The following is a 25,373-nucleotide window of genomic DNA, read 5'->3' as shown; positions in this document are numbered from 1 at the left end:
CCATGGACCTCTTCGCCAATCTCGCGCTCGGCTTCTCCACCGCGCTCTCCATCCAGAACCTGATCTACGCGTTCATCGGTTGCGTGCTCGGTACGCTGATCGGCGTGTTGCCGGGCCTGGGCCCCATCGCCACGATTGCGATGCTGCTGCCGGCCACGTACGCGCTGCCGCCGGTGGCCGCGCTCATCATGCTGGCCGGCATTTACTACGGCGCGCAGTACGGCGGCTCCACCACGGCCATCCTGGTCAACCTGCCCGGCGAATCGTCATCGGTGGTGACCACCATCGACGGCTACCAGATGGCACGGCGCGGACGCGCCGGCGTGGCGCTGGCCACCGCCGGCCTGGGCTCCTTCTTCGCAGGCTGCGTGGCCACGCTGGTGCTGGCGGCATTTGCCACGCCGCTGTCCGAATTCGCGTTCAACTTCGGGCCGGCGGAATACTTCTCGCTGATGGTGCTGGGCCTGATCGGCGCGGTCGTGCTGGCGTCGGGCTCGCTCGTCAAGGCGATTGCGATGATCGTGCTAGGCCTGCTGCTCGGCCTTGTCGGCACCGATGTGAACTCGGGCACCGCGCGGTATTCGTTTGACGTGCCGGAGCTGGCCGACGGGCTGAACTTCGTGTCGGTGGCGATGGGCGTGTTCGGCTTTGCCGAGATCATCGCCAACCTCGAACAGAAGGAACACCGCGAAACCTTCGTCGAGCACGTCCGCAACCTGTGGCCCAGCCGCGAAGACTTCAAGCGGATGATCCCGGCGGTGCTGCGCGGCACGGCGCTTGGTTCGGTGCTGGGCATCCTGCCGGGCGGTGGCGCGACGCTGGCGTCGTTCGCGTCGTACTCGCTGGAGAAGAAGACCTCGAAGTATTCGAGCGAATTCGGCAAGGGCGCCATCGAGGGCGTGGCCGGCCCCGAATCGGCCAACAACGCCGCGGCGCAGACGTCGTTCATTCCGCTGCTCACGCTGGGCATTCCGCCCAACGCCGTGATGGCGCTGATGGTCGGCGCGATGACCATCCACAACATCCAGCCCGGCCCGCAGGTGATGACCAGCAACCCCGCGCTGTTCTGGGGCCTCATCGCTTCGATGTGGATTGGCAACCTGATGCTGATCGTGCTGAATCTGCCGATGATCGGCGTGTGGGTGCGCCTGTTGAAGGTGCCGTATCGTTTCCTGTATCCAGCCATCCTGGTGTTCTGCTGCATCGGCGTGTATTCGGTGTCGAACACGACGTTCGATATCTTCCAGACGGCGCTCTTCGGCTTGATCGGCTACATGTTCGTCAAGCTGCGCTGCGAACCGGCGCCCATGCTGCTCGGCTTCGTGCTAGGGCCGATGATGGAGGAGAACTTCCGCCGCGCGCTGCTGCTTTCGCGCGGGGATTTCTCTACGTTTGTGACGCGGCCGCTGTCGCTGGGGCTGCTCATTGCGGCAGGCATCCTCGTCTTGCTGGTGGCGCTGCCCGCCATCAACAGAAAACGCGAGGAAGCGTTTCAAGAGGAATAGGAATAAGAACGGCGACGTTGCTGCATCGCACCCTACGAAACCGGAGGCTCGCCCTCCGGTTTTTGTTTGCGCACGCGGCAACGCAGCATTAGAGCCAAACCTCCACTTCAGTTGACGTCGGACGCGGCGCTTCGGATAACGGAGGGCGATCGGCCCACAGAGGTCGACCACCTATCCAATGTCCAGGAGACAACCGAATGTCACAGACCACCCTGCTCCATGCTCTGTATGGATCAGCGCGCAACTTTCTGCGCACGCACGCTGCAGCCGCCGTCTTGGCCACATCCATGCTCACTTTGGGTGCCGCCGTACCCGCCCAAGCCGCCAGCACCTATGCCGCAACCAAGTACCCGATCGTCCTGGTGCATGGCCTGTCGGGCACCAGCAAGTTCCTCGGCGTGGTCGACTACTGGTATCAGATTCCCGAAGACCTGCGCGCCAATGGCGCCAACGTCTACGTGGCGGATGTCTCCGCCTTCAACGATGAAACCGTGCGCGGCGAGCAGCTCGTCAGTCAGATCCGCAGCGTGCTTGCTACCACGGGCGCGGCCAAGGTCAATCTGATCGGACACAGCCAGGGCGGGCTGACCTCGCGCTACGCCGCGGCCGTCGTGCCAAACCTCGTGGCCTCGGTCACCACCATCGGCACGCCTCACAAGGGTTCGGAGTTTGCAGACTTCGTGGAGTCGACACCGGCCCCGTTTCAAGCGCTCGTGAACCTCGGCGCCGATGTATTCGGCTCGGTGCTCGGCTGGTTCAACGGCAACAGCAATCCACAGAATGGTTTTGCGGCACTGCATATCCTGTCGACGTCGGGCGCGGCCGATTTCAACAAGGCGTTCCCCAGCGCGGGCCTCGCCAGCGGATGCAACACCGGCAGCGCCACCGACGTGCGCAACGGCAACGCGCAGAAGCTGTATTCGTGGACGGGCCGCTCCACCGCCACCAACGTGCTCGACCTGTTTGATCCGGTGCTGGTTTTCAGCGGCGGCGTCATGCAGGCGCGTGGCTCGGGAACGAACGACGGGCTCGTCTCCGTGTGCAGCGCGAAGTTCGGGCAGGTCTTGTCGACCGATTACGCGTGGAATCACCTGGATGAGGTCAACCAGCTGCTCGGCCTGATCGGCTGGGGCGCGGCCGACCCGGTCGCGGTGATCCGCACGCAAGCCAATCGACTGAAGACGGCCGGTCTCTGACCATCCGGCTATTCAACCACCCAAGGCATTCGCCACCATGAAGCCCCAATCGCCATCGATACAGCCCATGACGTTTGTTGTCGCCGTGCTGGTGGCGGTGTCGATGGCGGGCGGGGTCTACTGGTGGCATGCGTCGGACGCACCGGCAACGCCTGCGGCATCGCAGCCGCAGGCGGCCAAGGGCGCCTTCATCGGCAGTGTCGGCGCCGAACCTTCGGCACAGGCCGCGCCTGCACCGGAGCTGGCCGATACCCAGGCGCCGGACGGCCTGCATGTGGATGCGCGCGGCCACCTCATCATCGAAGCCGCCAACCGCGCGGTGTTCGACTATTTCCTCGACGTGCCCGCCTCGCTGCCCGAAGCGCAGCGTGTGTCGATGGCCGAGGCCCATCTGCGCGCCAAGCTGATCACGCCGGCGCTGGCGGAGGCGCAATCGCTGCTGCAGCACTACCTGGCCTATCGCAAGGCGGCGGCTCAAAGCGGCGCCGCGACCCGCAACAAGCCGAGCCTCGAACAGGTCCAGCAGCGCCCCGAGTTGATCGCCACGCTGCGCCAGCAGTCGAGCGACCGTACCGCGCTGCGCCGCCAATACCTTGGCGCGGACGTCGCCCAAGCCTGGTATGGCGATGACGACGCCATGGACGCCGCCGCGCTCGACCGCCTCGCTGTGATGGCCGACCCGTCGCTCACGCCGGAACAGCGCGCTGCCAGGATCGCCGCCATCGACGCCAATCTCCCGCCATCGGTACAGCAGGCGCGCCGCGACGCCTCCGCCCCGCTCAAGCTCGCCAGCGACATGGAAACATGGACCAAGCGGGGCATGAGCGAAACCGAGATGCGCCAGCGCCTGTCCGCCCGCGGCGTGGACAGCCTCGTGGCCGACCGCCTGATCCAGGGCAACCGCGAAGAAGCCGACTGGCGCAACCGCTACGACGCCTACACCCGTGAACGCGATCGCATCAACGCCTTTGCCGGCCTGTCGGAGGCCGATAGGGCAGCCCAAATCGCGCAACTGCGTCAGCAGACCTTCACCGCCTCGAATGAGCTGTTGCGCGCACAGGCCCTCGACGGCCTGGCCCAGCGCAAATAGCGTCCGGGGGCGTAAACCGCCCGGCACGGTAAAATCGCGGGATTGCCGAATCACGCACTCCCATGAGCCAAGACAACGCTAACGCCAACGGGTCGACTGCCGCCGCCCCCACGTCCAACTTCCTGCGCCAGATCATTGACGGCGACCTCACGCAAGGCACCTACGCCAATCGCAAGGACGCCACCGGCCAGCCGATCCCGCCGGTGGTCACCCGCTTTCCGCCGGAGCCCAACGGCTACCTGCACATTGGTCACGCCAAGAGCATCTGGGTGAACTTCGGCATGGCCAAGGATTACAACGGCCGCTGCCACCTGCGTTTTGACGACACGAACCCGGTCAAGGAAGACACCGAGTACGTCGATTCCATCATCGACGCGGTGCACTGGCTCGGCTATTCGTGGAGCGATGCCAGCGGCGAACATCTGTACTACGCCAGCGACTACTTCGAGCAACTCTACGGCTTTGCCGAGGTGCTGATCCAGCGCGGCGTGGCCTACGTCGACAGCCAGAGCGCCGAGCAGATCGCCGCCAACCGGGGCGATTTCACCAGGCCGGGCACGCCGTCGCCGTTCCGTGACCGCTCGGTCGACGAGAACCTCACGCTGTTCCGCGACATGCGCGCCGGCAAGTACAAGGACGGCGAGCACGTGCTGCGCGCCAAGATCGACATGGCCGCGCCGAACATCGTGATGCGCGACCCGGTGCTGTACCGCATCCGCCATGCGCATCACCATCGCACCGGCGACGCATGGTGCATCTACCCGATGTACGACTTCACGCATTGCATTTCCGATGCGTTGGAGAACATCACGCATTCGCTCTGCACGCTGGAGTTCGAAAACAACCGCCCGCTGTACGACTGGGTGCTCGACCACCTGCGCGACGCCGGCGTGCTATCTGCCCCCCTGCCGCATCAATACGAATTCGCACGTCTGCACCTGACCTACGCCATCACCAGCAAGCGCAAGCTGCTGCAGCTCGTGACGGAAAAGCGCGTCGACGGCTGGGACGACCCGCGCATGCCGACGCTCGTTGGCATCCGCCGCCGCGGCTATACGCCGGAATCGATCCAGCTCTTCTGCGAGCGCGTGGGCGTGTCCAAGGCCGACAGCTGGATCGACATGAGCATCCTGGAAGGCGCCGTGCGCGACGACCTCGATGCGCGTGCACCGCGTTCGGTGGCCGTGCTGGACCCGGTCAAGCTGGTGCTCGACAACGTGCCGGCCGATTTCAACGAGCCGTGCTCGGCGCCCGTGCACCCCAAGCAGCCTGAACTCGGCCGCCGCGAATTCCCCCTCACGCGCGAGCTGTGGATCGAGCGCGAGGACTTTACCGAGACGCCGCCCAAGGGCTACTTCCGCCTCTTCCCGGGCAACAAGGTGCGCCTGCGCTACGGCTATGTGATCGAATGCACCGGTTGCGACAAGGATGCCGCCGGCAACATCACCGCCGTGCACGCCAACATCATTCCGGACACGAAGAGTGGCACGCCGGGTGCTGACAGCGTCAAGGTGAAGGGCAACATCCATTGGGTGAGCGCCGCACATGCGTTGGAAGCCGAAGTGCGCCTGTACGACCGCCTCTTCAGCGACCCGCAGCCGGATTCGGGCGACAAGAACTTCCTGGATGCGCTCAACCCGCACTCCAAGAAGATCGTCACGGCCTACCTGGAGCCGACGCTCGCAACGGCCAAGGCGGAAGACCGCTTCCAGTTCGAGCGCCATGGCTACTTCGTGGCAGACCGCATCGACTCGCAACCAGGCAAGCCCGTGTTCAATCGCGTGGTTGGCCTGAAGGACAGCTGGGGCAAGTAAGCACAGGCCCATGCACGCCATGGGCCTCTGACAACGGAGGCATCATGCGTGCATGGATCGTATTGCTGGCGGGGCTGCTCTGCGCTCCCGCCTTCGCCGCCTCATTCGCGCCGGACCTGGCCCACACGTCGGTCTACTTCGGCGCATCGCACTTCGATCGCAGCACGATGCGCGGCCGTTTCGACAAGATCGACGGCGCCATCAACTTCGATGAAAGCACCAGCCAGGGCGGCTTCGATTTCACGGTCGATGCCGACTCCATCAACACGCGCCTGCGCGTGCTGGATGGCGTGCTGAAATCGGAGCAGTTCCTCGACGCTGCGAAGTTTCCGGTCATCCGCCTGCGCAGCGACCGCTTTGTCGTGGAGGGCGGCAAGCTTGTCGCCATCGAAGGCAAGCTGACGCTTCACGGCGTGACGCAGCCTGTGCGGCTAGACGTGCGCCGCTTCAGTTGCGGCGAAGAAAAGATGCCCCGGAGCACACGCCACGTCTGCGGCGGTGATTTCCACCTCGCCATTGCCCGCAGCGCCTTCGGCATGACGCGCTTCCTGCCCGATGTGGGCGACCGCGTCGACATCGACATCAGCGTGGAAGCCACGCCTCAATAAACTCGCAACAACCCTCGCAATCACCCGCAATCCATTCATGCCCAATATTGATTTCGCCCTGACCACCGAATACATCGAGCTGCACAAGCTGCTCAAGCTCACCGGCGTGGTGGACAGCGGCGGCGCCGGCAAGGCGGTTGTCGCCGACGGAGCGGTCACGGTGGACGGCCAGCTGGAACTGCGCAAGACCGCCAAGATTCGCGCGGGCCAGGTCGTCATGCTCGGGGATGTGCGCATTGCCGTACAGGGCGCCGACTGACGCATCGACCAGCGCCTCAGGTGTTTGAAAACGCACCTTGTGCTACGGTGCGACACCTTCATACCCATCCACATCCAGGAGACTGACCATGCCGATCGCCCTCTGGTGCGTTCTGGTTGCCGCGGTGTTGCCGATCGTGTGCGTCGGCATCGCCAAGGCCAAAGGCCCGCGGTACGACAATCGCAACCCGCGCGCGTGGCTCGCACAGCAAAGCGGCATAGCAGGCCGCGCCGGAGCCGCACAGCAGAACCACTTTGAAGCGTTCCCGTTCTTTGCGGTGGCTGTGCTGGTGGCCATCCTGGGCGGCGGCGTGATCGACCGCATCAACCTGCTGGCCATCGCGTTCATCGTGGTGCGCGTGCTGTACACGGTGTGCTATCTCGCCGACTGGGCGCCGCTGCGTTCGCTGATGTGGTTTGCAGGCTTTGCCCTGTGCGTTGCGCTGTTTGTCCAGCCGGCCTTCGTGCACTGAGCAACCGCTCTGCCCCCCTAAAAAAACGGCGCCCCAAGTGGCGCCGTTTTCTTTGAGCGATGCGGATTACGTCGAAGCATCCGGCGGCACGGACGGCGCGCGGAACAACCGCCAGGCCATGCCGCCCAGCACTGCCACCGCGGCCAACAGCGCGCCCCACAGCACCCACTGCCGCTTGCGGCCACCCGGCGGCTCCGCCGTGAGCGCGTCGGCAGGCGAATCGCTCATCGCGCCGATCTGTGCCTGCGCAATGGCGGGCGACGCACCCGCCAGCAAATCCGCGCGTGCGATCGGATTGCCGCGCGCCACTTCAGCCACCGCCAGCATGAACGGCACATTGCCGCGCGCCGCATAGGTGACCGTGGCCGGACGCCAGCCAATCGCCAATTGCGGCGCGCCGGCACCCAGGCCGCCGCTGCGCGTGTCGACCTGCAGGCGCCAGTAGCGCTCGCCCGTGGCAGGCACGGTGATGGCTGCGCTCTCCTGTTCGCCCTTCCCGTCCGCCCCAGCCAGCCGGAACAGGCGCGCAGACGTCACAGGCCGCCACGGCGCGTGCGCATCGGCACGCGCGTACAGCGTGGCCTGCGCGACGGTGTTGGCCTGCGGCAGATGGATCTTCACGCGTTCGACCGGGAACACGCCGCCGGTATCGAACTGGTAATCGCCGGCAGCGGGCGTCTGCGCCGGCGTCAGGCCGGAGCGCCACTGAATGGCGCTGTCCGCCAACGCGACCGGCGCGCCGGCAGCCACCTCCGCGCGGACGGCATCCGGCGCAGGCGGCTTGCCCTGCCACGTCAGGCGCAGGTATTTCGCCCGCAGCCCGGTGAACTCGATGCGATCCTGCACCAGCGTGCTGCCCTGGTTGGACAGGCGGAACAGCGTGGCCTGGGCGACCTGGCTCCAGTGCTGCAAGTCATCGCTGGCCTGCACGCTCACGCCGCTCTGGAATTCCGCAGCGGGCAGCGCCACGACCAGCGCGGTCACCGTGTCCCGAAGCTGGCTGAGGTCGACGACCCATGCGCGCACAGACGCCTGTGATGGCTGCACGCCGGTTGCACGCAGCACGCCGTCGGTGCCGAGCACGACACCGGCGGCGCCGGGCGTCTGCGCATCATCGATGGGCGTGGCAAACCAGTGCACGTCGTGCAGCGTGCGCGCCTGCGGCGCGGGATCACGCGGGATGTCGACGGTGAACGGCACGGGCTCGCCGTCGCCATTGAGGATGCGCAGGTCGGCCAGATTGGCCTCGCGCGCATGGGCATAGACGTCTTCGCTGAGCGTGACGGCGTAGTACGGGGCGCCGGGCGTGCCGGTCAACGCAAAGCGCTCGGCCCAGGCCGGCGCAGACAACAGCGACGCCACGGCCATCGCAAAAGCAACCTTCTTCACAGAACCTCCCCGGTTTCAGCTTGGGCGCTGGTTTTGGGCTTTGGCGGCAAAGGCGACAGATAGCCGATCAACAACAGCAGCACGCCAATCCCGATAAACGACACGATGCGCTCGACACCCGTGACGCGTGACAGGTCGAACAGGAACAGCTTGACCACCGTCACGCCCAGCAGCGCCCCGCCGGTAAACCACAGCGCGCGGCTGGCGCGCCGCGTGGCAAACACCATCACCGCCAACGCCAGCACCGTCCAGAACATCGACAGCGACGCCTGCACCAGCATCGAGGCACCGAGATCGTCCAGCGTGTACGGCACATGCGCCCAATGGTGCAGCGTGCGCAGCAGCACAGCGTTGGCCCAGATAAAGAGCGTCGCGCCGATGGCGTAGCCGATCACCATCGGCTCGGGCACGAGCTTCTGCAGCGCCACGCGACGCATCCACAGCGCGATGGCGAGGAACACCAGCAGTTGCGCCACGTCCAGCGGGTTGAGAATCGGCAGGTAGAACAGCGGCGCGGCATTGCCGTCGCTGGCGGCGCTCGCCAGGCTCCACAGCCACAGCAGGGCCGCCAGCGGTGCGGCGCCCCACAGCAGGTAGGCGCGCTCGAAACGGGCAATCGGCCAGCGGATGCGCCAGCCTGCGCCTGCCAGCAGGGCGAGCAACGCGCCGTAGGCATAGGCCCAGGCGGCGAAGCTCCACGTGCCCTCGGGCACGTAGGCGTCGAGGCGCCAGTAGCCTTCCGTGGCCAGTACGCCGCAGATCAGCCAGAACAGGACGGTATGCAGCGGCGCGAGGAGGTTGTCTTTCACGTCGCGTTCCTGGCGGCGCAGCAGCACGAAGGCGAGCACCACGGCGGCAATCCACACCGGTCCGCCCCAACCGGCCAGCGGTGACGGCACCCAATGTTCGATCGCAGCCAGTGAAATCAGCGCCAGCACCGGCGACAACGCCAGCGCGGGCCACTCGGCCAGTGCCCAATCGAGCTTGCGGCGCAGGCCGTGTGCAGCCCATGCCGTCAGCACGGCAAAGGCGGCGTACAGCGGAATGTCCGGCCGGTCGACGGTCTTGGTGGCGATGCGCCAGGCCCAGCGATCAATCTCGTTGCTGCCGCTGCCGAGCCACCACAGCAAGCCCCACACCGACGCAGCAATGCCGAGCACCGGCGCCGCCTTCAGCCACGCACGCGCCTCCGCCTTGCCGTGCAGGCGCCAGCCGCTGAAGACGCCCGCCAGCGCAATCAACACCCCGCCGATATAGCGGCTGTTGAGCACGGCCCAGCTGTGCTGCGGGGCCCAGTCGAATACGGCGTCCACGGCAAATGCGGCGCCCGCAGCGAGCTGCAGAAGCAGGCCCGCCGCCAGCGCGAGCCGACGCTGCTGGCGCACGCCAAGCCACACCACGGCGGCGCCTTCCAGGGCCCACACCGCGCTGGTCGTGCGTCCATCGAAAGCCAGCGGAATCGCCAGCGTGATGAAGATCACGCCCAGCGCGAACATCGCCTCATACAGCAGGCCGAGATTCGCGCGCCGGGGCGCCAGCCAGCCCGCAATCGCCAGATAGAAGGCGGCCAGTGCGGTCGCGCTCCACGCCATCGCAAACGGAATGTGGTGCACCAGCCCCGCCTGCAACCCCATCGCCACCAGCGGCGTGCCGAACACCAGCGTGCCGTCAACGTAGTTGGTGAGGCTGATATGGCGGCGCAGCGCGGTCAGCAGCGCAATGCCCACATACATCAGGAAGAAGAGGATCAGGAACGGCTCGGTGCTCGCCAGCAACGACGGCTGATAGCGCAGCACGCCCCACGCCGTGGCAATGCCAAACGTAAAGACGAAGCCAAGCAGATTCAGCGCCCGCCACGCCCGGAACCACGCAATGGCGAAGATGCCGGCGTTGAGCAGCGCGTAATAGCTGAACAGCGCCACGTGGCTGCCTTGGCCCGTCGAAATCAGAATCGGCGCGAGGAAGCCGCCCGCGCTGCCGGTAAAGGCGAGCGCCGGCGCGTTCTGCTTGACGGCCAGCCCGGCGGCCAGCGCGCAAATCAGCACCAGCAGCGGAAACGCCATCCCAGGGCTGAGCAGCGGCACGACGCGCGTCGCTGCAAACACCGTCAGATACAGCACGCCGACCCCGCCACCCTGCAGCACCAGCGCATAGCCCGGGCGCTTCTCGCGCAGGCGCCAGCCGATGCCCAGCAACGCGATCGCCCCGACCGCCACACCGGCCAGCCGGAATTCAACCGGCAGCAGGCTGTTGTCCGCCGCGTACTTGAGCAGGAACGCCACGCCGAAGAACAGGATCAGGATCCCCACCCGCACCACGCTGTTGCCGCCCAGCAGCCAGTCGCGCGCAGCGCCGACGGCGCGCTCCACCCAATCGGGCTCGTGCGGTGCCAAGACGGGCGAGGGTTGCGCAGCAGGTTGAGGCATCGGCTGCGGAACCGCAACCTGCGGCGCAGGCACGGACACGGGCACGGACACCGCAGGCGCCTCCACGGGCGGCAATGCCTCGGCCACGGCCGGTGGCACCTCTACGGCTGCCTGCTCCACATCGGCAGGCGCGACCAACGTTCCGCCTTTGATTTCGGCCAGTTGCCGGCGCAGGAGCGAAACCTCGTGCTCGAGCCGGGCAACACGCTCCTGCAGCGTCGCGGGCGGCGACGACACGGCTGTCTGCGTGGCCGCATGGCTCGGCGCCGCGCCCGTTGCGCCCGCGTCGTCGGGCGGACTGGCCCACTGCGCACTGGCCCGCTTGTCCATGTACAAGATCAGCGATGCCAGTCCCAGACCGATCAACGCCCCAAAGAACGCCCCGACGACGCCCCCCGACAGGCCCCCGAGCAACAGCCCCACGATTCCGAATATCCAACGCATCGTTCTGATTGTCCTGGTTTGGATAGGAAAAACATGCGCCGACTAGCGCACGCACCGCTCGTATACCGCAAACAGCCTCCGTTGGGAATGCGCCCGGCCGATGCCGTCAGCTTCATCGGCCCGTGCGACAATGCGCGCTTTGCCAAAAACGGCCCATCCGCCGACCACCCGCATGGCCCTGAAATCCACGATCTACAAGGTCGATCTGCAGATCGCCGACATGGATCGCCACTACTACGCCAACCACGCGCTGACCGTCGCCCGCCACCCGAGCGAGAACGACGAACGCATGATGGTGCGCGTGCTCGCCTTCGCCCGCCACGCCAGCGAAACACTCGCTTTCACGCGCGGTCTGTCGGAGCCCGACGAGCCCGAACTCTGGCAGCGCGATCTGACCGACGCCATCGAGCTGTGGATCGACCTCGGCAACCCCGACGACACGCGCATCCGCAAGGCGAGCAACCGCGCGGAGCAGGTCGCCGTCTATACATATAGCGGCAACGCCAGCCGCGTGTGGTGGCAGCAGACCGAAAGCAAGATCACGCGCTTTGCCAACGTGTCGGTGTACGAAGTCGCGGCGGACACCGTGGCTGCACTGGCCGCCATGGTGGAACGCACCATGCGTCTGCAGGTCACCATCCAGGACGGCGACATCTGGATCGCCAACGACGCGGACAACGTCCACGTCCAGCTTGAAACGCTCAAGGCCGCAGACGCTGCCTGAGTCTGTCTTCCCATCCCCCACGCCACTCCACGAGGCTCACCATGACCATCGAAACCACCGCAAGCGGCTTGCAATACGAAGATGTCGTCGTCGGCGACGGCGCGCAAGCCACAGCCGGCCAGTACGTCACCGTGCACTACACCGGCTGGCTCTATGAAAACGGCCAGGCCGGCAAGAAGTTCGATTCCAGCAAAGACCGTAACGACCCCTTCGCCTTCCACCTGGGCGGCGGCATGGTCATCAAGGGCTGGGACGAAGGCGTGCAAGGCATGAAGGTCGGCGGCACGCGCAAGCTGATCATCCCGGCAGCCCTCGGCTACGGCGCACGCGGCGCGGGCGGCGTGATCCCCCCGAACGCAACGTTGCTTTTTGAAGTCGACCTGCTGGAAGTCTGATCCTGCGCTAGAATCCGCCCCGGCTTGCGATGCGTCACCCGGCGCATCGCAGCCGCCTCCCCAGGCGGGGTGGCAGAGTGGTCAATGCTGCGGCTTGCAAAGCCGTATAAGACGGTTCAATTCCGATCCCCCGCCTCCAGTTTTTCGGCTCCGCATGCTTCACCGTTGCGGCCGCGCCATAGTCAGACGCCCCCCAAGCCTCGCAACGCCCTGTTTCCGGGCCATCGGCCGTCCGCCCGCGTGACCACTCGTAACGATTGCTCTATGCTTGCGACATGGCCGTCACCCGAGAGGATCTCGAACAGAACCGGTTGCGCGCCGCCCTGGGTGATTCGCCCGTCGCGTCGTCGTTGCTGACCGAGGCTGCGCTGGAAGCGTCGCTTGCATCGACGCTCGCGCGGTTGTCGACCGCGCCCGGCGATTGCCAGGACGCCTGGGTGTTCGGCTACGGCTCCCTCATCTGGAACCCGATGATTTTCCACACCGAGGCCGCACGCGCCACGGTGCACGGCTATCACCGCGGCTTCTATCTCTACTCCCGCGTCAACCGCGGCACCTGGGACAACCCGGGGCTCGTACTCGGCCTCGACCGTGGCGGCAGCTGCCGTGGGGTCGCCTTCCGCGTACCGCGTGACCATGCCGAGCATGAATTCCGCGTGCTCTGGCGCCGCGAAATGCTGACCGGCGCGTATCTCCCTCGGTGGCTGCCGACCGAGATCAACGGCAAACGTGTTCTGGCGCTGGCCTTTGTCATGAACCGTGCGCACGAAGCCTATGCCGGCCGCCTGCCCGACGAGCGCGTGGTCGGCTGCCTGCGGAACGCGGTCGGGCTGTACGGCCCGGCACGCGAATACCTGCAGCGCACGCTGATCGGCCTGGCCAGCAACGGGCTGCACGACCCGTATCTGGACCGCCTGTGGTCGCGCCTGCAGGCGACCGATGCGGCAAACGCCCCCTCCGCCACAACCAACGCAACGGACGCAACCGACACCGCGCCGCTGCCCGATCCCTATCTCAGCGCCTGAACCCGCCCGCCATGCTCATCGCTCCGCATCCCGCGCTCAACCAGCTTATCGGCGTCATGCTGGGGATGGCACTGGCTGTGGGCGACATGGCCAACGCGTGGCAGGAGCAGCATCTGCCGATCCTGCATGTCGCGGCCAGCGCCAGCGCCAAGGTGGCCCCCGGCACGGCACGCACGCCCGACGCACGTCCCGCCCGCCGCAGCGACCCGGCTACGCGTGACCGCGACCTGATCCTCGCCGCACAGGCCGGCAACACGATGGCCATCCAAGCGTTGCTGGCTGAAGGCGCCAGCCTCAAGGCGCGCGACGCCGATGGCCGCACGGCACTCATCGCCGCCGTCATGGCGCACATGGGTGCGGCGGCACGCCTGCTCATCCAGGCCGGCGCCGACGTCAACGTGCAGGACAACACGCAGAACAGCGCCTTCCTGCTCGCTGCCAGCCAGGGCGATGCGGAAACGGTGCGCCTGGCGCTCTCGCACGGCGCCAACCTGCGCGCCACCAACGCTGACGGCGACACGGCGCTCATCCCGGCCGCGCGCCGTGGCTATGTCGAAGTCGTCAATGAACTCGTGAAGGCCGGCGTACCGCCCGATGCCACCAACAACCTCGGCCTGACCGCGCTGATCGAAGCCGTGGCCCTGGGCGACGGCAGTGACAAATACGAGAAGACCGTGCAGCTGCTGCTCGACGGCGGAGCGGACCCGAACCTGGCCGACCGCGGTGGCGTCACGCCCATGCGGCATGCGCGTCAGCGGGGTTTCCACGGCATCGGCGCACTGCTCTTCAAGGCGCGCGGGCATTGAAAAAGGGGCCACTCAGGCCCCTTTCTCTTGCTGCGTTCTTTAAGCAGCGGCCGGTTTCTCGGCTGCTTCATTCCTTGCGTTTTCCTGCTCCTGCAGCGTGCGCCACATCACCTTGCCCGTGCCGGACTTGGGCAGCGCGTCCACAAACTCGACCACGCGCGGGTACTTGTAGGCCGCCATGTTGTCGCGCGCCCAGTTGATGATGTCGTCTTCGGTGGTCTTGCCCTTGGCGTGGGCCTTGAGCACCACCACCGCCTTGACCGACTCGCCGCGATACGCGTCGCGCGTGCCGATGATGCAGGCCTCCTGCACGTCGGGATGCTTGTACAGCAGGCTCTCCACCTCGGCCGGCCACACCTTGAAGCCCGACGCGTTGATCATCCGTTTCAGCCGGTCGGTGAGGAAGAAATAGCCCTCTTCGTCCATCTTGCCGAGATCGCCCGTGCGGAAGAACTTCTTGCCTTCGAATTCGATGAAGACCTCGGCGGTGGCCTGAGGCTTGCCCCAGTAGCCGAGGAATACCTGCGGGCCGCTGACAATGATTTCGCCCACCTCGCCCGGGGGCAACTCCTTGAGCGTCTGCGGATCGACGATGCGCGCATCGGTGTTGAACACGGGAATGCCGAGGCACTGCTGCTTGGCGCGATCGGCCGGATTGCTGTGCGTCGGCGCGATGGTCTCCGACAGGCCGTAGCCTTCCTGGTACGCTAGGTTGAAATCCTTCAGCAGGCGCTCGGCCACGGCCTGCGGCATCGCCGCGCCGCCGCCGCCGATGTAGGCGAGGCTCGACAGGTCGAACTCGGCCAGTTGGGGGCTCGCCAGGAAGTCGATCACCATGGTCGGGATGTTCGTCCAATGCGTGATCTTGTAGCGCGAGATCAGCCGCCCCGCCACCTCGCGATCCCAGCGCGGCAGCATCACGACCGTCGAACCCATGTAGATCGGCGCATTCATGCCGTACTGCATGCCGGTCACATGGAACAACGGGATGATCGACAGGCTCACGCCCTCCTTCGTCCCGTTCGACCACATCGAACCGCCGACGATGTTGTGCATCACCGTGCGGTGCGGGTGCATGCAGCCCTTCGGGAAACCCGTCGTGCCCGACGTGTATGGCATCACGGCCAGGTCGTCGGGTCCAGCGGTGTGCGGGCCGGGCACAAGGCGCTGCGCGAGCACGTCGTTCCATGCAACGGCGCCAGGCTGCGCCGGATGCTGGGCGGTGATCCATGCGGGGGGCGCGTCTTCGGGATATTCGTAGGTGGCCGGCAGCGCATCGGCGTACGACGTGACCAGCAGGTGCTTGGTCCGTTGCGCTTCCGGCAGTTCGGCGTTGGCCGTGGTCACGTTGGCGGCCAGATCTGCGCTGCAGATGACGGTGGCAGCGCCGGCATCGGTCACGTAGTGCTTGAACTCTTCGGGCCGGTTCATCGGGTTGACGGGCACGACCACCGCATCGGCGCGCAGGATGCCGTAGTACGCGGCCATGAACTGCGGGCAGTTCTGCATGTACAGCAGCACCCGGTCGCCCTTCTGCACGCCCGCCACCTGCTGCAGCCAGCCGGCTACAGCCACGGCATCGTTGTGCAGTTCCTGGAACGTCGTGTGCCGACCGTAGAAGATGACGGCATCCTTGTCCGGATAGCGTCGGGCGGACACTTCCAGGTTGTACCAAAGGCTCGTTTGCGGCGAGCTGATGTTGTGCGGCAAACGTCGGGGCCAGAACTGGAAGTGCGGTCGTGTCATGCCATGTCTCCGTGAATCTGTGTGTTGTTTTTACCGGATGGTATCCGAACGATCGTTCTATTTTCAACCGTTGCTCTGACATACGTTATTGCGGCGGGCAGACGAACGGCAGACGGCGTCGAAACGGCCTGCCCCACCCACAAGTAAAATGCCTGATACCTCTCGCCGGCGGATGTGCCGGCGCCATCTGCCCCCTCAGGAGAGCCCCGACGATGAGCGACATCACCTCGCAGAATTTCGCGCAGGAAGTGATCGAAACCTCTCGCCAGATCCCGGTATTGGTCGATTTCTGGGCACCATGGTGCGGCCCATGCCGCACATTGGGCCCGATGCTGGAAAAGCTGGAGGCCGAATACGCCGGTAAATGGAAGCTCGCCAAGATCAACTCGGACGAAAACCCCGAGCTGTCCGCCCAGTTCCATGTCCGCAGCATCCCGTACGTGGTGGCATTCGTGGACGGCAAGCCGGTCGACCAGTTCGTCGGCGTCCTGCCCGAACCACAATTGCGCGCGTTCCTCGACCGGGTGATTCCGCAACCCGCAGAAGTCGCCTATCGCGAAGGGCTGGCCGCAAGCCAGGCCGGCGAAACCGCCCACGCGCGCGAAGCGTTCCAGAACGCCCTGGCCTTCGACCCCGGCTTCGACGCCGCGCGCTTTGCGCTGGTGAACCTGCTGCTCGACAGCGGCGACGTGCAGACCGCGCAGCAGGAGTTCGCGCTGCTCTCTCCGAAGGCGCCGCAAGACGAACGTTTTGCTCCGCTGCAAACGCGCCTGAGCGCCACAGAACGCGCCGATACGCTGCCCGATGCCGGCGCCCTCCGCGCTCTCGTGGAAGCGCAACCGGACAACCTGCAGGCGCGGCTCGATCTGGCGCAGCAGTACATCGCGGGCCAGGATTACGAAGCGGCGCTGGAGCAACTGCTCGCCATCGTCGAGCGCGATCGCTCGTTCCGTGACGACGTTGCACGCAAGACGATGGTCTCGGTATTCGACATGATGCGCGACGCGCCGCAGGCGGTATCGCACTGGCGCAGGCAACTGGCGTCCAAACTGAATTGAGGAGCAGTCATGCGACTGATCTACGTAGCCGATCCGATGTGTTCCTGGTGCTACGGCTTCGGCCCGCAATTGGCCGACCTGCGCAAGCGGCTGGCCGACACGCTGGGCGCGCAAGTGCCCGTCACGCTCATCACCGGCGGCCTGCGGCCGGGCCAGCGCGAGCCGATGGCGGCCGACAAGCGCGACGAAATCCTCCACCACTGGCATGCCGTGGCCGAGCGCAGCGGCATGCCGTTCGATCAGTCACCTGAAGTGGCCATGCGCCGCGAAGGCTTCGTCTACGATACCGAGCCCGCCTGCCGCGCCGTCGTCATGGCGCGCGAACACTGGGCCGAGGACGATGAACGCGTGCTGACCGTCTTTCACGCGATCCAGCACGCTTTCTACGCTGAAGGGCGCGACACCACACAAGCCGACGTACTGCGCGACGTTGCGCTCGCCAATGGCGTCGAGGCGGACCACTTCGATGCCGTATTCGACACGGATGCGCTGCGCAACGAAACACGCGAAGACTTCCGCCTCTCCCGCCGTTGGGGCATCAACGGCTTCCCCAGCCTGCTGGCCGAGCAAGGCGGCACGCTGTACCAGATCGGGCGTGGCTATGCGCCATCGGTGGCGCTCTATGCGCGGGCAGTGGAAGTGCTGCAGCAGCATCCCGCCCCGGACGCCGGCTAACAGGTTTGCCCGTCGTCAAACTGCGGCGCGGTGTGCGTCGCTTAAGCTGATCGCCTCGCCCATCCAATTTCCCAGCCTGCCATGCCCGTGATCGAATGGTCGGAAGCGCTCCAACTCGGAGACGCCGCCACCGACGCCAACCACGTCGAATTCTGTGCGTTGCTGAACGCCGTTGCCGATGCTTCGGACGCCGAATTCATCCCCGCGCTCGATGCATTCATCGACCACACCGAGCACCATTTCGGCGAAGAGAATGCATGGATGGACGAATCGGATTTTCCCCCGCGCCACTGCCACCGCGGCGAACACGACAATGTGCTCGCGCTGTGCCGCGAAGTGCGCAAGCGCGCCGCTGCAGGGGAAATGGAGCTGGGCCGCCGCCTAGTGGCGGAATTGCCTGAGTGGTTCGCCCAGCATGTCGACGTGATGGACCGCATGATGACGACGTATCTGGCGCAAACGGGCAACCCAATGCGCAACATCGAGCACGTCGACTGAACGCGGGTTGTGGACCGGCGGTCCGCTGCCTAGAGTCGAAGTGGCCCTGCCCGCAGGCCTTCGTTGCGCGGGCGTCCACTCCACCCTGGGAGCGCCCATGAAGACCGTCAACGATGCCTCGTTTCAATCCGATGTGATCGACGCCTCGCAACGCAACCCGGTGGTGGTGTGCTTTGCCGCGGAGTGGAGCCACCCGAGCCAGTCCGCCGTGGCCAGCCTTGAACAGATGGAATCGAGCTACGCAGGACGCGCCACCTTCGTCACCATGGACTTCGACGAAAACCAGCACACCGCCGATCGATACGGCGTGTCGGTCATGCCTGGTTTTGTGGTCTTTGCCAACAGCCAGCCGCGAGACGGGTGGTCGGGCGTGTATGCCGACACCATTCGCGAGAAGCTGGATCAGGTCATCCCGCGATAAGGCAGCACGCCGTCACACACCGGCGATCGCGCGCAGCGCCGTTGAGGCGGCCACCATCCCGAACACCGCCGTCACGCATACGGACGAACCAAACCCCGCGCATGCCAGGCCCTGCGGCCCCTGCGCAGGCTGCGGTGTGGGCGGCGCGTTGACCACGGCAATGTCGCCCGCCGCTGCAAGGTCGTCGATGCCGGCGTGGCTGGACTCGACGGGCAACTCGACGGCGCATGCCTGCTGCTCAGGTTCGGGGTAGCGCAGCGGCTCGTCGGAGAACACCGCGTCGATGCCGAAACGCGACTTCGGGTTCTTCGAAAAGCCGTGCTGGCGACGCAGGTTGCCGCGCACCTTGGCCAGCAGCGGGTCTTGAATCGTGCGCGAGAGGTCGGTCACGCGAATGCGCGTCGGGTCCAGCTGACCACCGGCAGCGCCGCATGTCACGACGCGTTTGCCGGTGCGTTTGGAGAACGCGATGATCGCCGTCTTTACCTTCACCGCATCGATGGCGTCGATCACGTAATCGAACGGGTGGCCAAGCAATGCCTCGACGTTTTCGACGGTCACGAAGTCGTCGATGCGGCTGATTTCTGCGCGCGGATTGATCTGGAGGATGCGCTCGGCCATGGCGTCGACCTTGGCCATGCCATACGCGTCACCCAGCGCGTGAATCTGGCGGTTGGTGTTGGACACGGCAATGTGATCGAGGTCGATCAGCGTGAACTTGCCGATACCGCAGCGCGCCACCGCCTCAGCCACCCACGACCCGACACCGCCGATGCCGATCACGCACACGTGCGCCGCCGCAAAGCGTTCAAGCGCCTGCGGACCATACAGCCGGGCGACACCGCCAAACCGGCGTGCGTATTCATCATCGAGGATGGGCGGGTGCGCGGGCGCGCTGATTGCTACTTGGCTCATGACACAATTGAATCGTGGTTGCGCCGAACTATATATCAACGCGTGCGGTCGCATTTTTGTGCCAATACCAACAAAAACACGATGCGTACATCCGGCAAACTCGCCCTCGGACTGGTCATCACACCCGTCGTCATCGTGGCAGCGGCGGTCATCTTTGTGCTGACGTTCGACTGGAACCGCGCGAGACCCTATCTGAATGACCGCGTCTCGCAAGCCATCGGGCGCCCCTTTGCCATCAACGGCGATCTGATCCTCACGTGGAAGAAACCTCAGGGCGAATCCGGCTGGCGCGCGTATGTGCCGTGGCCGCGATTGATCGCCAATGACATCACCGTCGGCAATCCGGACTGGGCCAAGCAACCGCACGTGGCCACCATCCGCCAGCTCACGTTTGTGCTGGAAGCGCTGCCGCTGCTGGCACATCGCATCGTCATCCCGAGCGTGACACTGGACACGCCCGCCATTGCGCTGGAGCGCGACAAGCAGAACCGCAACAACTGGACATTCAAGCTGGCGGGCAGCGAGGGCGACGACAAAAAACCTTCGGATTGGAAACTGGATTTGCGGGAGATTGCATTCAGCAAGGGCTCGCTGGCGCTGGACGACGACATCAAGCGCATCCACCTGACCGCAACCATTGACACCGTCGACAATCAGGCGCTGTACACCGCGGCCAACGGCACCCTCGTCAAAAGCGCGGACCAGCCCGCCAAGGTGCCGGCTGCTTCGGGCGCAGCCGCTTCCGACACCGCAGCGCAAACACCGGTGGCGCCGGACCCCCAGCAGCCTTACGGCATCGCGTGGACGGTCAAAGGCACCTACAACAACGCCGCCATTGCCGGCAGCGGCAAGGCCGGCGGCGTGCTGCGGCTGCAGGATGCACAACGGCCCTACCCTCTGCAGGCTGATGTGACGGTGGGCAAGACGCGCATCGACCTGGCTGGCACGCTCACCAACCCTGCCAGCCTGACGGCGCTCGATTTGCGTCTGCACTTATCGGGCGCAAGCATGGCGCAGTTGTATCCGCTGACCGGCGTGGTGCTGCCCGATACGCCGCCGTTTGACACGCGGGGCCGCCTGATCGGCGAACTGCGCAAGCAAGGGTCGACGTGGCGCTACGAGAAATTCACGGGACGCGTGGGCGGTTCCGATCTGGGCGGCACGCTCACTTATGCGATGCGCGAGCCGCGTCCGCAATTGACCGGCGAACTGGTCTCCCATCAATTGCTGTTTGCTGACTTGGCCCCGATCATCGGTGCCGACTCCAATGCCAGCAAGGCCAAGCGGGCCGACCCAAGCGCCGACCCCGACGACGGTAAAACTGTGCGCCAGCCGCCCGACAAGGTCTTGCCGGTCGAACCGTTCCGCACCGATCGCTGGAACGCCATCGACGCGGACGTGAAGTTCACCGGCGAGCGCATCGTCCAGACTGCCGACCTGCCGATCAACCACCTCGTTACGCACATCAAGCTGCAGGACGCGGTGCTCACGCTCGATCCGCTCAATTTTGGGATTGCGGGCGGCACGCTCGCGTCCAACATCCAGCTCGACGGACACGCCACGCCCATGCAGGCCCGCGCGGCATTGGCGGCACGACACTTCAAGATCAAGCAACTGTTTCCGAAGATCGAATCGGTGCGCGCAAGCGTGGGTGAGATCAACGGCGATGCCCGGCTCTCGGCCACGGGCAACTCGGTGGCGGCGCTGCTCGGTTCGTCCAACGGCGAGGTGAAAATCCTGGTGGAACAAGGCACCATCAGCAAGTTCATCCTGGAGGCCATGGGGCTGAACGTCGGCAACGTGATCCTGACCAAGCTCTTCGGCGACAAGCAGGTCACGATCAACTGCGCGGCCGGGGACTTTGCCGTGAGCAACGGCCTGGCGCAGGCGCGCACGTTCGTGGTGGATACGCAGGATGCCGTCATCGATGTGACCGGCGCAACGAGCTTCAAGCAGGAAGCGCTGGACTTCACCATCCATCCCGATTCGAAGGGGCTCCGCGTGTTTTCGCTGCGCACGCCGCTGTATGTGAGGGGCACGTACAAGCACCCGGATGTGTCAGTCAATCCGGCGGTCGTGGCGCTGCGGGCAGGCGGAGCGGTGGCCCTGGCTTTGACGGCGCCGGCGGCGGCGGTACTGCCGGTGCTGGAACTCAAACCTGCACCGGAGAGCGCCTGCGGCAGGCTGCTCGCCGATGTTCGCCAGCGCCCCACCGCGCCGCCGCCAGGCCAGACGTATCGCAGCAAGAAGCCGGGGCGCACGCCGGAAGGCGAGTTGAAATCGACACAACCTGACGCGGGCAAGACGGCGGCGCCCCAGCGTCCTGCAGCCCGCCCGGCCGCGCCCGCGTCGCGGGATCCGCTGACCACCGGCGGCTGACTTGCCGCCGGCATGGTGGCGCTACTTGGCTGAGCGCCGCTTGGCGATGGCTTCCGCGGTCACCGCCGGTGTGGCGGGGTCGCCAAACTGGCGCGTGACGTAGTTCGTTAGCGCAGCCAGCTGTTCGTTCGATAGCTCGCGTCCAAATGCCGGCATGCCGATGTGCCGGTCGCCCGCTTTGCGCTCAATGCCAAACAGAATGACCTGCACGAGATTGGTCGTGTCCCGCGTGCCAACCGTGGAGTTGTGCAGCAGCGGCGGATAGTAACCATCGGGCGTGCCACGTCCATCGGCCTGGTGACAGGTGGCGCAATTGCCGAGATACAGGCGCGCAGCGTCGATGGTGGTCTCGATGGGCTTGCCGCGCAGCGTCGTCACATCGGTGGCGGGCTTGCCCCAATCCTGCCGTGCGCGCTCGAGGTTGTTGCTCACGGCAGGCACCGTCCGTAGATATTCGGCGATGGCCTGGACGTCCTGCATCGTCATCTTCGAAAAGCTGTGCTGCACCGCTTCGCCCATCGGGCCCGCAGCCTGTGCAACGCCGGGCACGCTGCCGGTGCGCAGGTATTGCACGAGCTGTTCGGGCTTCCATGCGCCGATGCCGCTCGTCGGGTCCGAAGTGATGTTGAACGCCGTCCAGCCCGCGAGCGTCGAGCCTGCCAGATAGCCGCTGCCGCGCTCGTCCAGCGCCTTCTCCTGCATGGCAAAACCGCGCGGTGTATGGCACGTGCCGCAGTGCGCCAGGCCCTGCGTGAGGTACGCACCGCGATTCCATGTCGGCGACTTGTCGGCCTTCGGAACGTACGGCTCGCTCTTGAGGAAGATGAGGTTCCACAGCTTGAGCGGCCAGCGCATGTTCAGCGGCCAGCGGATCGTGCTTTGTGGCGGGTCGTTCTGAACGGCCGTCACACCGTTGCGGAAGTACGCGTAAAGATCGCGCATGTCCGCATCGCTGATCTTTGCGTACGACGGATACGGCATGGCCGGATACAGGTTGTTGCCGTCGTCGTCCACGCCCTTGCGCACGGCGCGCTCGAATTCTTCGTAGGTCCATTTGCCGATGCCGGTTTTCTCATCGGGCGTGATGTTGCTGCTGTAAATGGTGCCCAGCATCGGAATCTGCATCGGCAAGCCGCCGGCAAAGGGCCTGCCGCCGGGCGCCGTATGGCAGGCCGCGCAGTCCGCCGCAATGGCGAGGTATTCGCCGCGTTTGAGCTGCGCGGTGTCGGCCGGGGTGTCCTTCGCCCACGCATTGGCCACCAGGCCGGTCAGCAACAGCAGCGAGAAAGAAGCGATCGTTTTCATCTCACGCCTCCTTCTTCAGTTGATCGGCGATCCGCAACGCCAGCGCCGCGATGGTCAGCGTCACGTTGACGGTGCCCACCGTCGGCATGGTCGAACTGCTGCTGATGAACAGATTCGGGTGGTCAAACGTCCGGCAATCCTTGTCGACCACGGAATCTTTCGGATCGGCACCCATGATCGTTGCGCCGGTGATGTGATTGTTGGGCGCGAAGTCGTCGTGAAATTCGACATTGGTCCCGCCCATCACCTGCGCTGCCGTTGCGTAGACCTCGCGTGTATGCACGGCGCTGCGTTTGACGTAATCGTCGATGTGGTACGTGATCTCCGGGCGCGGAATGCCGATGGCGTCGACCTCCGTCGCGCTCGGCACGATGCGGTTTTCCGGCAGCGGCAGGATCTCGTGGAAACTGTCGAACTGCACATAGCGCGCGGCTTGGTCGCGGATGCGCGCATCCAGTTCGGCGGGCTTGATGAGCTTGCCTTCCTTGAAGATGCGCTGCGTCTCCTGCTCGATGCGCGAGATGTTGGACAGGTGCAGCTTCTTGCCGGCCTGCGTGGCGCGGAACGGGCCGTCACGAAAGCCGATCAGCGAGGTCATTTCCTGCGGCCCGCGCCCCGGCCACAATTTACGGTCGGCGTAGAAGCTCACGCCGGTGCCCGGGTGGTCCATCAGGTTGCGCCCGACCATGTCCGAACTGTTGCCGACGCCCTTCGGAAAATCCTGGCTGGTCGACATCAGCATCAGCTTGGGCGTTTCGATGCCGTTGGCGGCCAGCACGAACCACTTGCCTTCCACGCGGTGCTCGGCGCCTTTCGCGTCTTTGTAGCGCGCCGCCACGATGCGCTTGTTGGGGCCGACCTCGAGCTTGAAGACCACGGCGTTCTCGATCAGCCGCGCGCCGCCCTGCTCGGCTTTCTTTACGTGCACGATGCCGTTGTACATCGCACCGATCGGGCAGATCGGCATGCAGTTGTTGTTGCCGCAGCAGGTCGGGCGGCCGTCGTACGGACGGCTGTTGCGCGCCACCGGCTCGGTCACCACGTGGAAGCTCGCGTCGTGCGCGTTGAGTGCATCCTTGATCGTGCGTTCATTGAACGAGAGCGGAAGCGGCGCCATGGGATACGGCTGGCTGCGCGGCGAGCCGAGGTCTTCGTCGTTCGGGCCCCACACGCCCAGGGCCTCCTCAGCCAGGCCGTAATAGCGCTCAAGATCCTGATACTGGATCGGCCAGTCGCGCGCGATGCCGTACACGCTGCGCAGCTTGAAATCGTTCGGCAGGAAGCGCCACGTCGATGCGGCCCAGTGCCACGTCGTGCCGCCCACCGCGCGGATGTATTGCGAGTTGAACTGATGCTCGCCCTTGAGCACGAGGTAGTTGTTGGGCGGGCCATATTCCGGATGCGGCGCCCATGGCGTTGACGGATATGGCGCCATGAAATCCATCTTGTCGGCCTGGTTGCGGAAGCGCTCGACGATCTCCCAGCGCGGCAGGCGCGGGCCGGCTTCGAGCATCAGCACCGACTTGCCCGCGCGCGCAAGTTCGTACGCCACCAGCGCCCCGGCCACGCCGGAGCCCACCACCACGATATCGGCTTGTTGGGTATCGGCCATCAGGCTTGCCTCTCGACAGGGGGCTCGGCCCAGAAGCCGGGCTGGTTGGGGCAATACGTGCGGATAACGAGCGAGTCTGAGACCACGCTGTACATCAGCGCCTGCTCGTACGTGACGACATTGCCGTCGACCACACCGAGGTACCACGCTTCCAAGATCTGCAGCGCCGTCTTCTGCTGCGTATCGGACAGCGAGCCGGCCGCCAATGCCTGCGCAAGCGGCCGCAATTGCGCGGCAAAGTCGGCGCTGGATTTGCCCAGTGCCGCCAGCAACCGCGTGCCGACGCCGCGATCGAGCGCCGGCCGAGCCGTCAGCGCCTGTGACAACGCCATGAAGGCATCGAGCGATTCAGTGGGCGCCTGGGCCACCGCGCGCAGCACCTGCGAGCCCGCCAGCCCGGCCGCAGCCAGCGCCAACGCGCCCTGCAGCCACTGGCGACGCGTCAGGCCGGCGGTGGTGTCGGGAAAATGGGAACGGGGGGCCATTTCGACATCCTGTTGAAATTTTTGTGAGGAAGGGGGGAGGCGCCGCCAGCCTGACGCCCTTGACTAGCCAATATAGGCGGCGCACGACAGATCGCCAGCACCCCGCCCCAAGCGCAAACCGTGCCA

The 25,373-nt window shown here is 65.6% G+C and carries 23 protein-coding genes and 1 tRNA gene; 17 read left to right on the top strand and 7 right to left on the bottom strand.

The genetic code is table 11. The annotated features are described in order from the left end of the window. The first annotated feature begins 2 nt into the window (after positions 1-2). The 7 genes from R2669_RS21080 (at position 3) to R2669_RS21050 (ending at position 6,944) form a co-directional block, all read left to right on the top strand. The gene (locus R2669_RS21080; RefSeq protein WP_027677912.1) at positions 3-1,505 is read left to right on the top strand and encodes a tripartite tricarboxylate transporter permease; all 1,503 of its coding nucleotides are present in this window, start codon (positions 3-5) and stop codon (positions 1,503-1,505) included. Positions 1,506-1,702: 197 nt separating this feature from the next. Then, positions 1,703-2,701, top strand: coding sequence for a lipase family alpha/beta hydrolase (locus tag R2669_RS21075; protein ID WP_316901927.1), 999 nt, complete (start codon positions 1,703-1,705; stop codon positions 2,699-2,701). A gap of 67 nt (positions 2,702-2,768) precedes the next feature. Continuing rightward, positions 2,769-3,791, top strand: a complete 1,023-nt coding sequence (locus tag R2669_RS21070; protein WP_316901926.1) for a lipase secretion chaperone — start codon at positions 2,769-2,771, stop codon at positions 3,789-3,791. Positions 3,792-3,853: 62 nt separating this feature from the next. After that, the gene (locus R2669_RS21065) at positions 3,854-5,605 is read left to right on the top strand and encodes a glutamine--tRNA ligase/YqeY domain fusion protein (protein ID WP_147218168.1); all 1,752 of its coding nucleotides are present in this window, start codon (positions 3,854-3,856) and stop codon (positions 5,603-5,605) included. 44 nt (positions 5,606-5,649) lie between these two features. After that, the gene (locus R2669_RS21060) at positions 5,650-6,213 is read left to right on the top strand and encodes a YceI family protein (protein WP_316901925.1); all 564 of its coding nucleotides are present in this window, start codon (positions 5,650-5,652) and stop codon (positions 6,211-6,213) included. Between the two features lie 37 nt (positions 6,214-6,250). Beyond that, the gene (locus tag R2669_RS21055; protein WP_316901924.1) at positions 6,251-6,472 is read left to right on the top strand and encodes an RNA-binding S4 domain-containing protein; all 222 of its coding nucleotides are present in this window, start codon (positions 6,251-6,253) and stop codon (positions 6,470-6,472) included. Positions 6,473-6,560: 88 nt separating this feature from the next. Then, positions 6,561-6,944 (top strand): MAPEG family protein, encoded by a 384-nt coding sequence (locus R2669_RS21050; RefSeq protein ID WP_316874140.1) that lies wholly within the window; start codon positions 6,561-6,563, stop codon positions 6,942-6,944. Between the two features lie 66 nt (positions 6,945-7,010). On the opposite strand, the gene R2669_RS21045 is transcribed toward R2669_RS21050, so the two are convergent. Beyond that, positions 7,011-8,333: a DUF3999 domain-containing protein gene (locus R2669_RS21045; RefSeq protein ID WP_316901923.1), complete on the bottom strand. Its 1,323-nt coding sequence runs from the start codon at positions 8,331-8,333 to the stop codon at positions 7,011-7,013. After that, positions 8,330-11,203 carry a DUF2339 domain-containing protein gene (locus R2669_RS21040; RefSeq protein ID WP_316901922.1) on the bottom strand — a complete coding sequence of 958 codons (2,874 nt, stop codon included), beginning with the start codon at positions 11,201-11,203 and terminating at the stop codon, positions 8,330-8,332. Before R2669_RS21040 ends, R2669_RS21045 begins: the two co-directional genes overlap by 4 nt. Positions 11,204-11,375: 172 nt before the next feature. Between R2669_RS21040 and R2669_RS21035 the strand changes: the two genes are divergently transcribed. The 5 genes from R2669_RS21035 (at position 11,376) to R2669_RS21015 (ending at position 14,153) form a co-directional block, all read left to right on the top strand. Then, the gene (locus tag R2669_RS21035) at positions 11,376-11,927 is read left to right on the top strand and encodes a YaeQ family protein (RefSeq protein WP_316901921.1); all 552 of its coding nucleotides are present in this window, start codon (positions 11,376-11,378) and stop codon (positions 11,925-11,927) included. Between the two features lie 41 nt (positions 11,928-11,968). Next, complete coding sequence (locus R2669_RS21030) at positions 11,969-12,322, top strand: FKBP-type peptidyl-prolyl cis-trans isomerase (protein ID WP_004629425.1); 354 nt, start codon at positions 11,969-11,971, stop codon at positions 12,320-12,322. 63 nt (positions 12,323-12,385) lie between these two features. Continuing rightward, positions 12,386-12,461, top strand: a tRNA-Cys gene (locus R2669_RS21025). A 136-nt stretch (positions 12,462-12,597) separates the two neighbouring features. Further along, positions 12,598-13,347: a gamma-glutamylcyclotransferase gene (locus R2669_RS21020; protein ID WP_316901920.1), complete on the top strand. Its 750-nt coding sequence runs from the start codon at positions 12,598-12,600 to the stop codon at positions 13,345-13,347. 11 nt (positions 13,348-13,358) lie between these two features. Continuing rightward, a complete protein-coding gene (locus R2669_RS21015; RefSeq protein WP_316888210.1) occupies positions 13,359-14,153 on the top strand; it encodes an ankyrin repeat domain-containing protein in 795 nt (264 codons plus the stop codon). Positions 14,154-14,192: 39 nt separating this feature from the next. Here R2669_RS21015 and R2669_RS21010 read toward each other — a convergent pair whose 3' ends face one another. Next, on the bottom strand, positions 14,193-15,899 hold the full coding sequence (locus R2669_RS21010) for a long-chain fatty acid--CoA ligase (RefSeq protein WP_316901919.1): 1,707 nt from the start codon (positions 15,897-15,899) through the stop codon (positions 14,193-14,195). Between the two features lie 212 nt (positions 15,900-16,111). On the opposite strand from R2669_RS21010, the gene trxA reads away from it, so the two are divergent. The 4 genes from trxA (at position 16,112) to R2669_RS20990 (ending at position 18,551) form a co-directional block, all read left to right on the top strand. Beyond that, entirely contained in the window at positions 16,112-16,957 is an 846-nt protein-coding gene (gene trxA / locus R2669_RS21005; RefSeq protein WP_316901918.1) for a thioredoxin, read from the top strand. Positions 16,958-16,966: 9 nt separating this feature from the next. Continuing rightward, on the top strand, positions 16,967-17,632 hold the full coding sequence (locus R2669_RS21000) for a DsbA family protein (protein WP_316901917.1): 666 nt from the start codon (positions 16,967-16,969) through the stop codon (positions 17,630-17,632). Between the two features lie 81 nt (positions 17,633-17,713). After that, positions 17,714-18,130 carry a bacteriohemerythrin gene (locus R2669_RS20995; RefSeq protein ID WP_316888216.1) on the top strand — a complete coding sequence of 139 codons (417 nt, stop codon included), beginning with the start codon at positions 17,714-17,716 and terminating at the stop codon, positions 18,128-18,130. A 97-nt stretch (positions 18,131-18,227) separates the two neighbouring features. Then, the gene (locus R2669_RS20990; RefSeq protein ID WP_004629440.1) at positions 18,228-18,551 is read left to right on the top strand and encodes a thioredoxin family protein; all 324 of its coding nucleotides are present in this window, start codon (positions 18,228-18,230) and stop codon (positions 18,549-18,551) included. A 12-nt stretch (positions 18,552-18,563) separates the two neighbouring features. On the opposite strand, the gene tcdA is transcribed toward R2669_RS20990, so the two are convergent. Continuing rightward, on the bottom strand, positions 18,564-19,466 hold the full coding sequence (tcdA, locus tag R2669_RS20985; RefSeq protein ID WP_316901916.1) for a tRNA cyclic N6-threonylcarbamoyladenosine(37) synthase TcdA: 903 nt from the start codon (positions 19,464-19,466) through the stop codon (positions 18,564-18,566). Between the two features lie 81 nt (positions 19,467-19,547). Between tcdA and R2669_RS20980 the strand changes: the two genes are divergently transcribed. Then, complete coding sequence (locus tag R2669_RS20980; protein ID WP_316901915.1) at positions 19,548-21,845, top strand: AsmA family protein; 2,298 nt, start codon at positions 19,548-19,550, stop codon at positions 21,843-21,845. 21 nt (positions 21,846-21,866) lie between these two features. Here the strand turns inward: R2669_RS20980 and R2669_RS20975 are convergent, their stop codons facing one another. The 3 genes from R2669_RS20975 to R2669_RS20965 are packed head-to-tail and all read right to left on the bottom strand — an operon-like array spanning position 21,867 to position 25,247. Then, positions 21,867-23,150 (bottom strand): c-type cytochrome, encoded by a 1,284-nt coding sequence (locus R2669_RS20975; protein ID WP_316901914.1) that lies wholly within the window; start codon positions 23,148-23,150, stop codon positions 21,867-21,869. Between the two features lies 1 nt (position 23,151). Then, on the bottom strand, positions 23,152-24,762 hold the full coding sequence (locus R2669_RS20970; protein ID WP_316901913.1) for a GMC family oxidoreductase: 1,611 nt from the start codon (positions 24,760-24,762) through the stop codon (positions 23,152-23,154). Beyond that, complete coding sequence (locus R2669_RS20965; RefSeq protein WP_316901912.1) at positions 24,762-25,247, bottom strand: sugar dehydrogenase complex small subunit; 486 nt, start codon at positions 25,245-25,247, stop codon at positions 24,762-24,764. Before R2669_RS20965 ends, R2669_RS20970 begins: the two co-directional genes overlap by 1 nt. Positions 25,248-25,373 lie beyond the last annotated feature (126 nt).

It is taken from the genome of Ralstonia edaphi (genome assembly GCF_958350185.1).
GTDB lineage: Bacteria > Pseudomonadota > Gammaproteobacteria > Burkholderiales > Burkholderiaceae > Ralstonia > Ralstonia edaphi.
The sequence above is the reverse complement of the archived record's forward strand: the minus strand, read 5'-3'. Positions and strand labels throughout refer to the sequence as shown.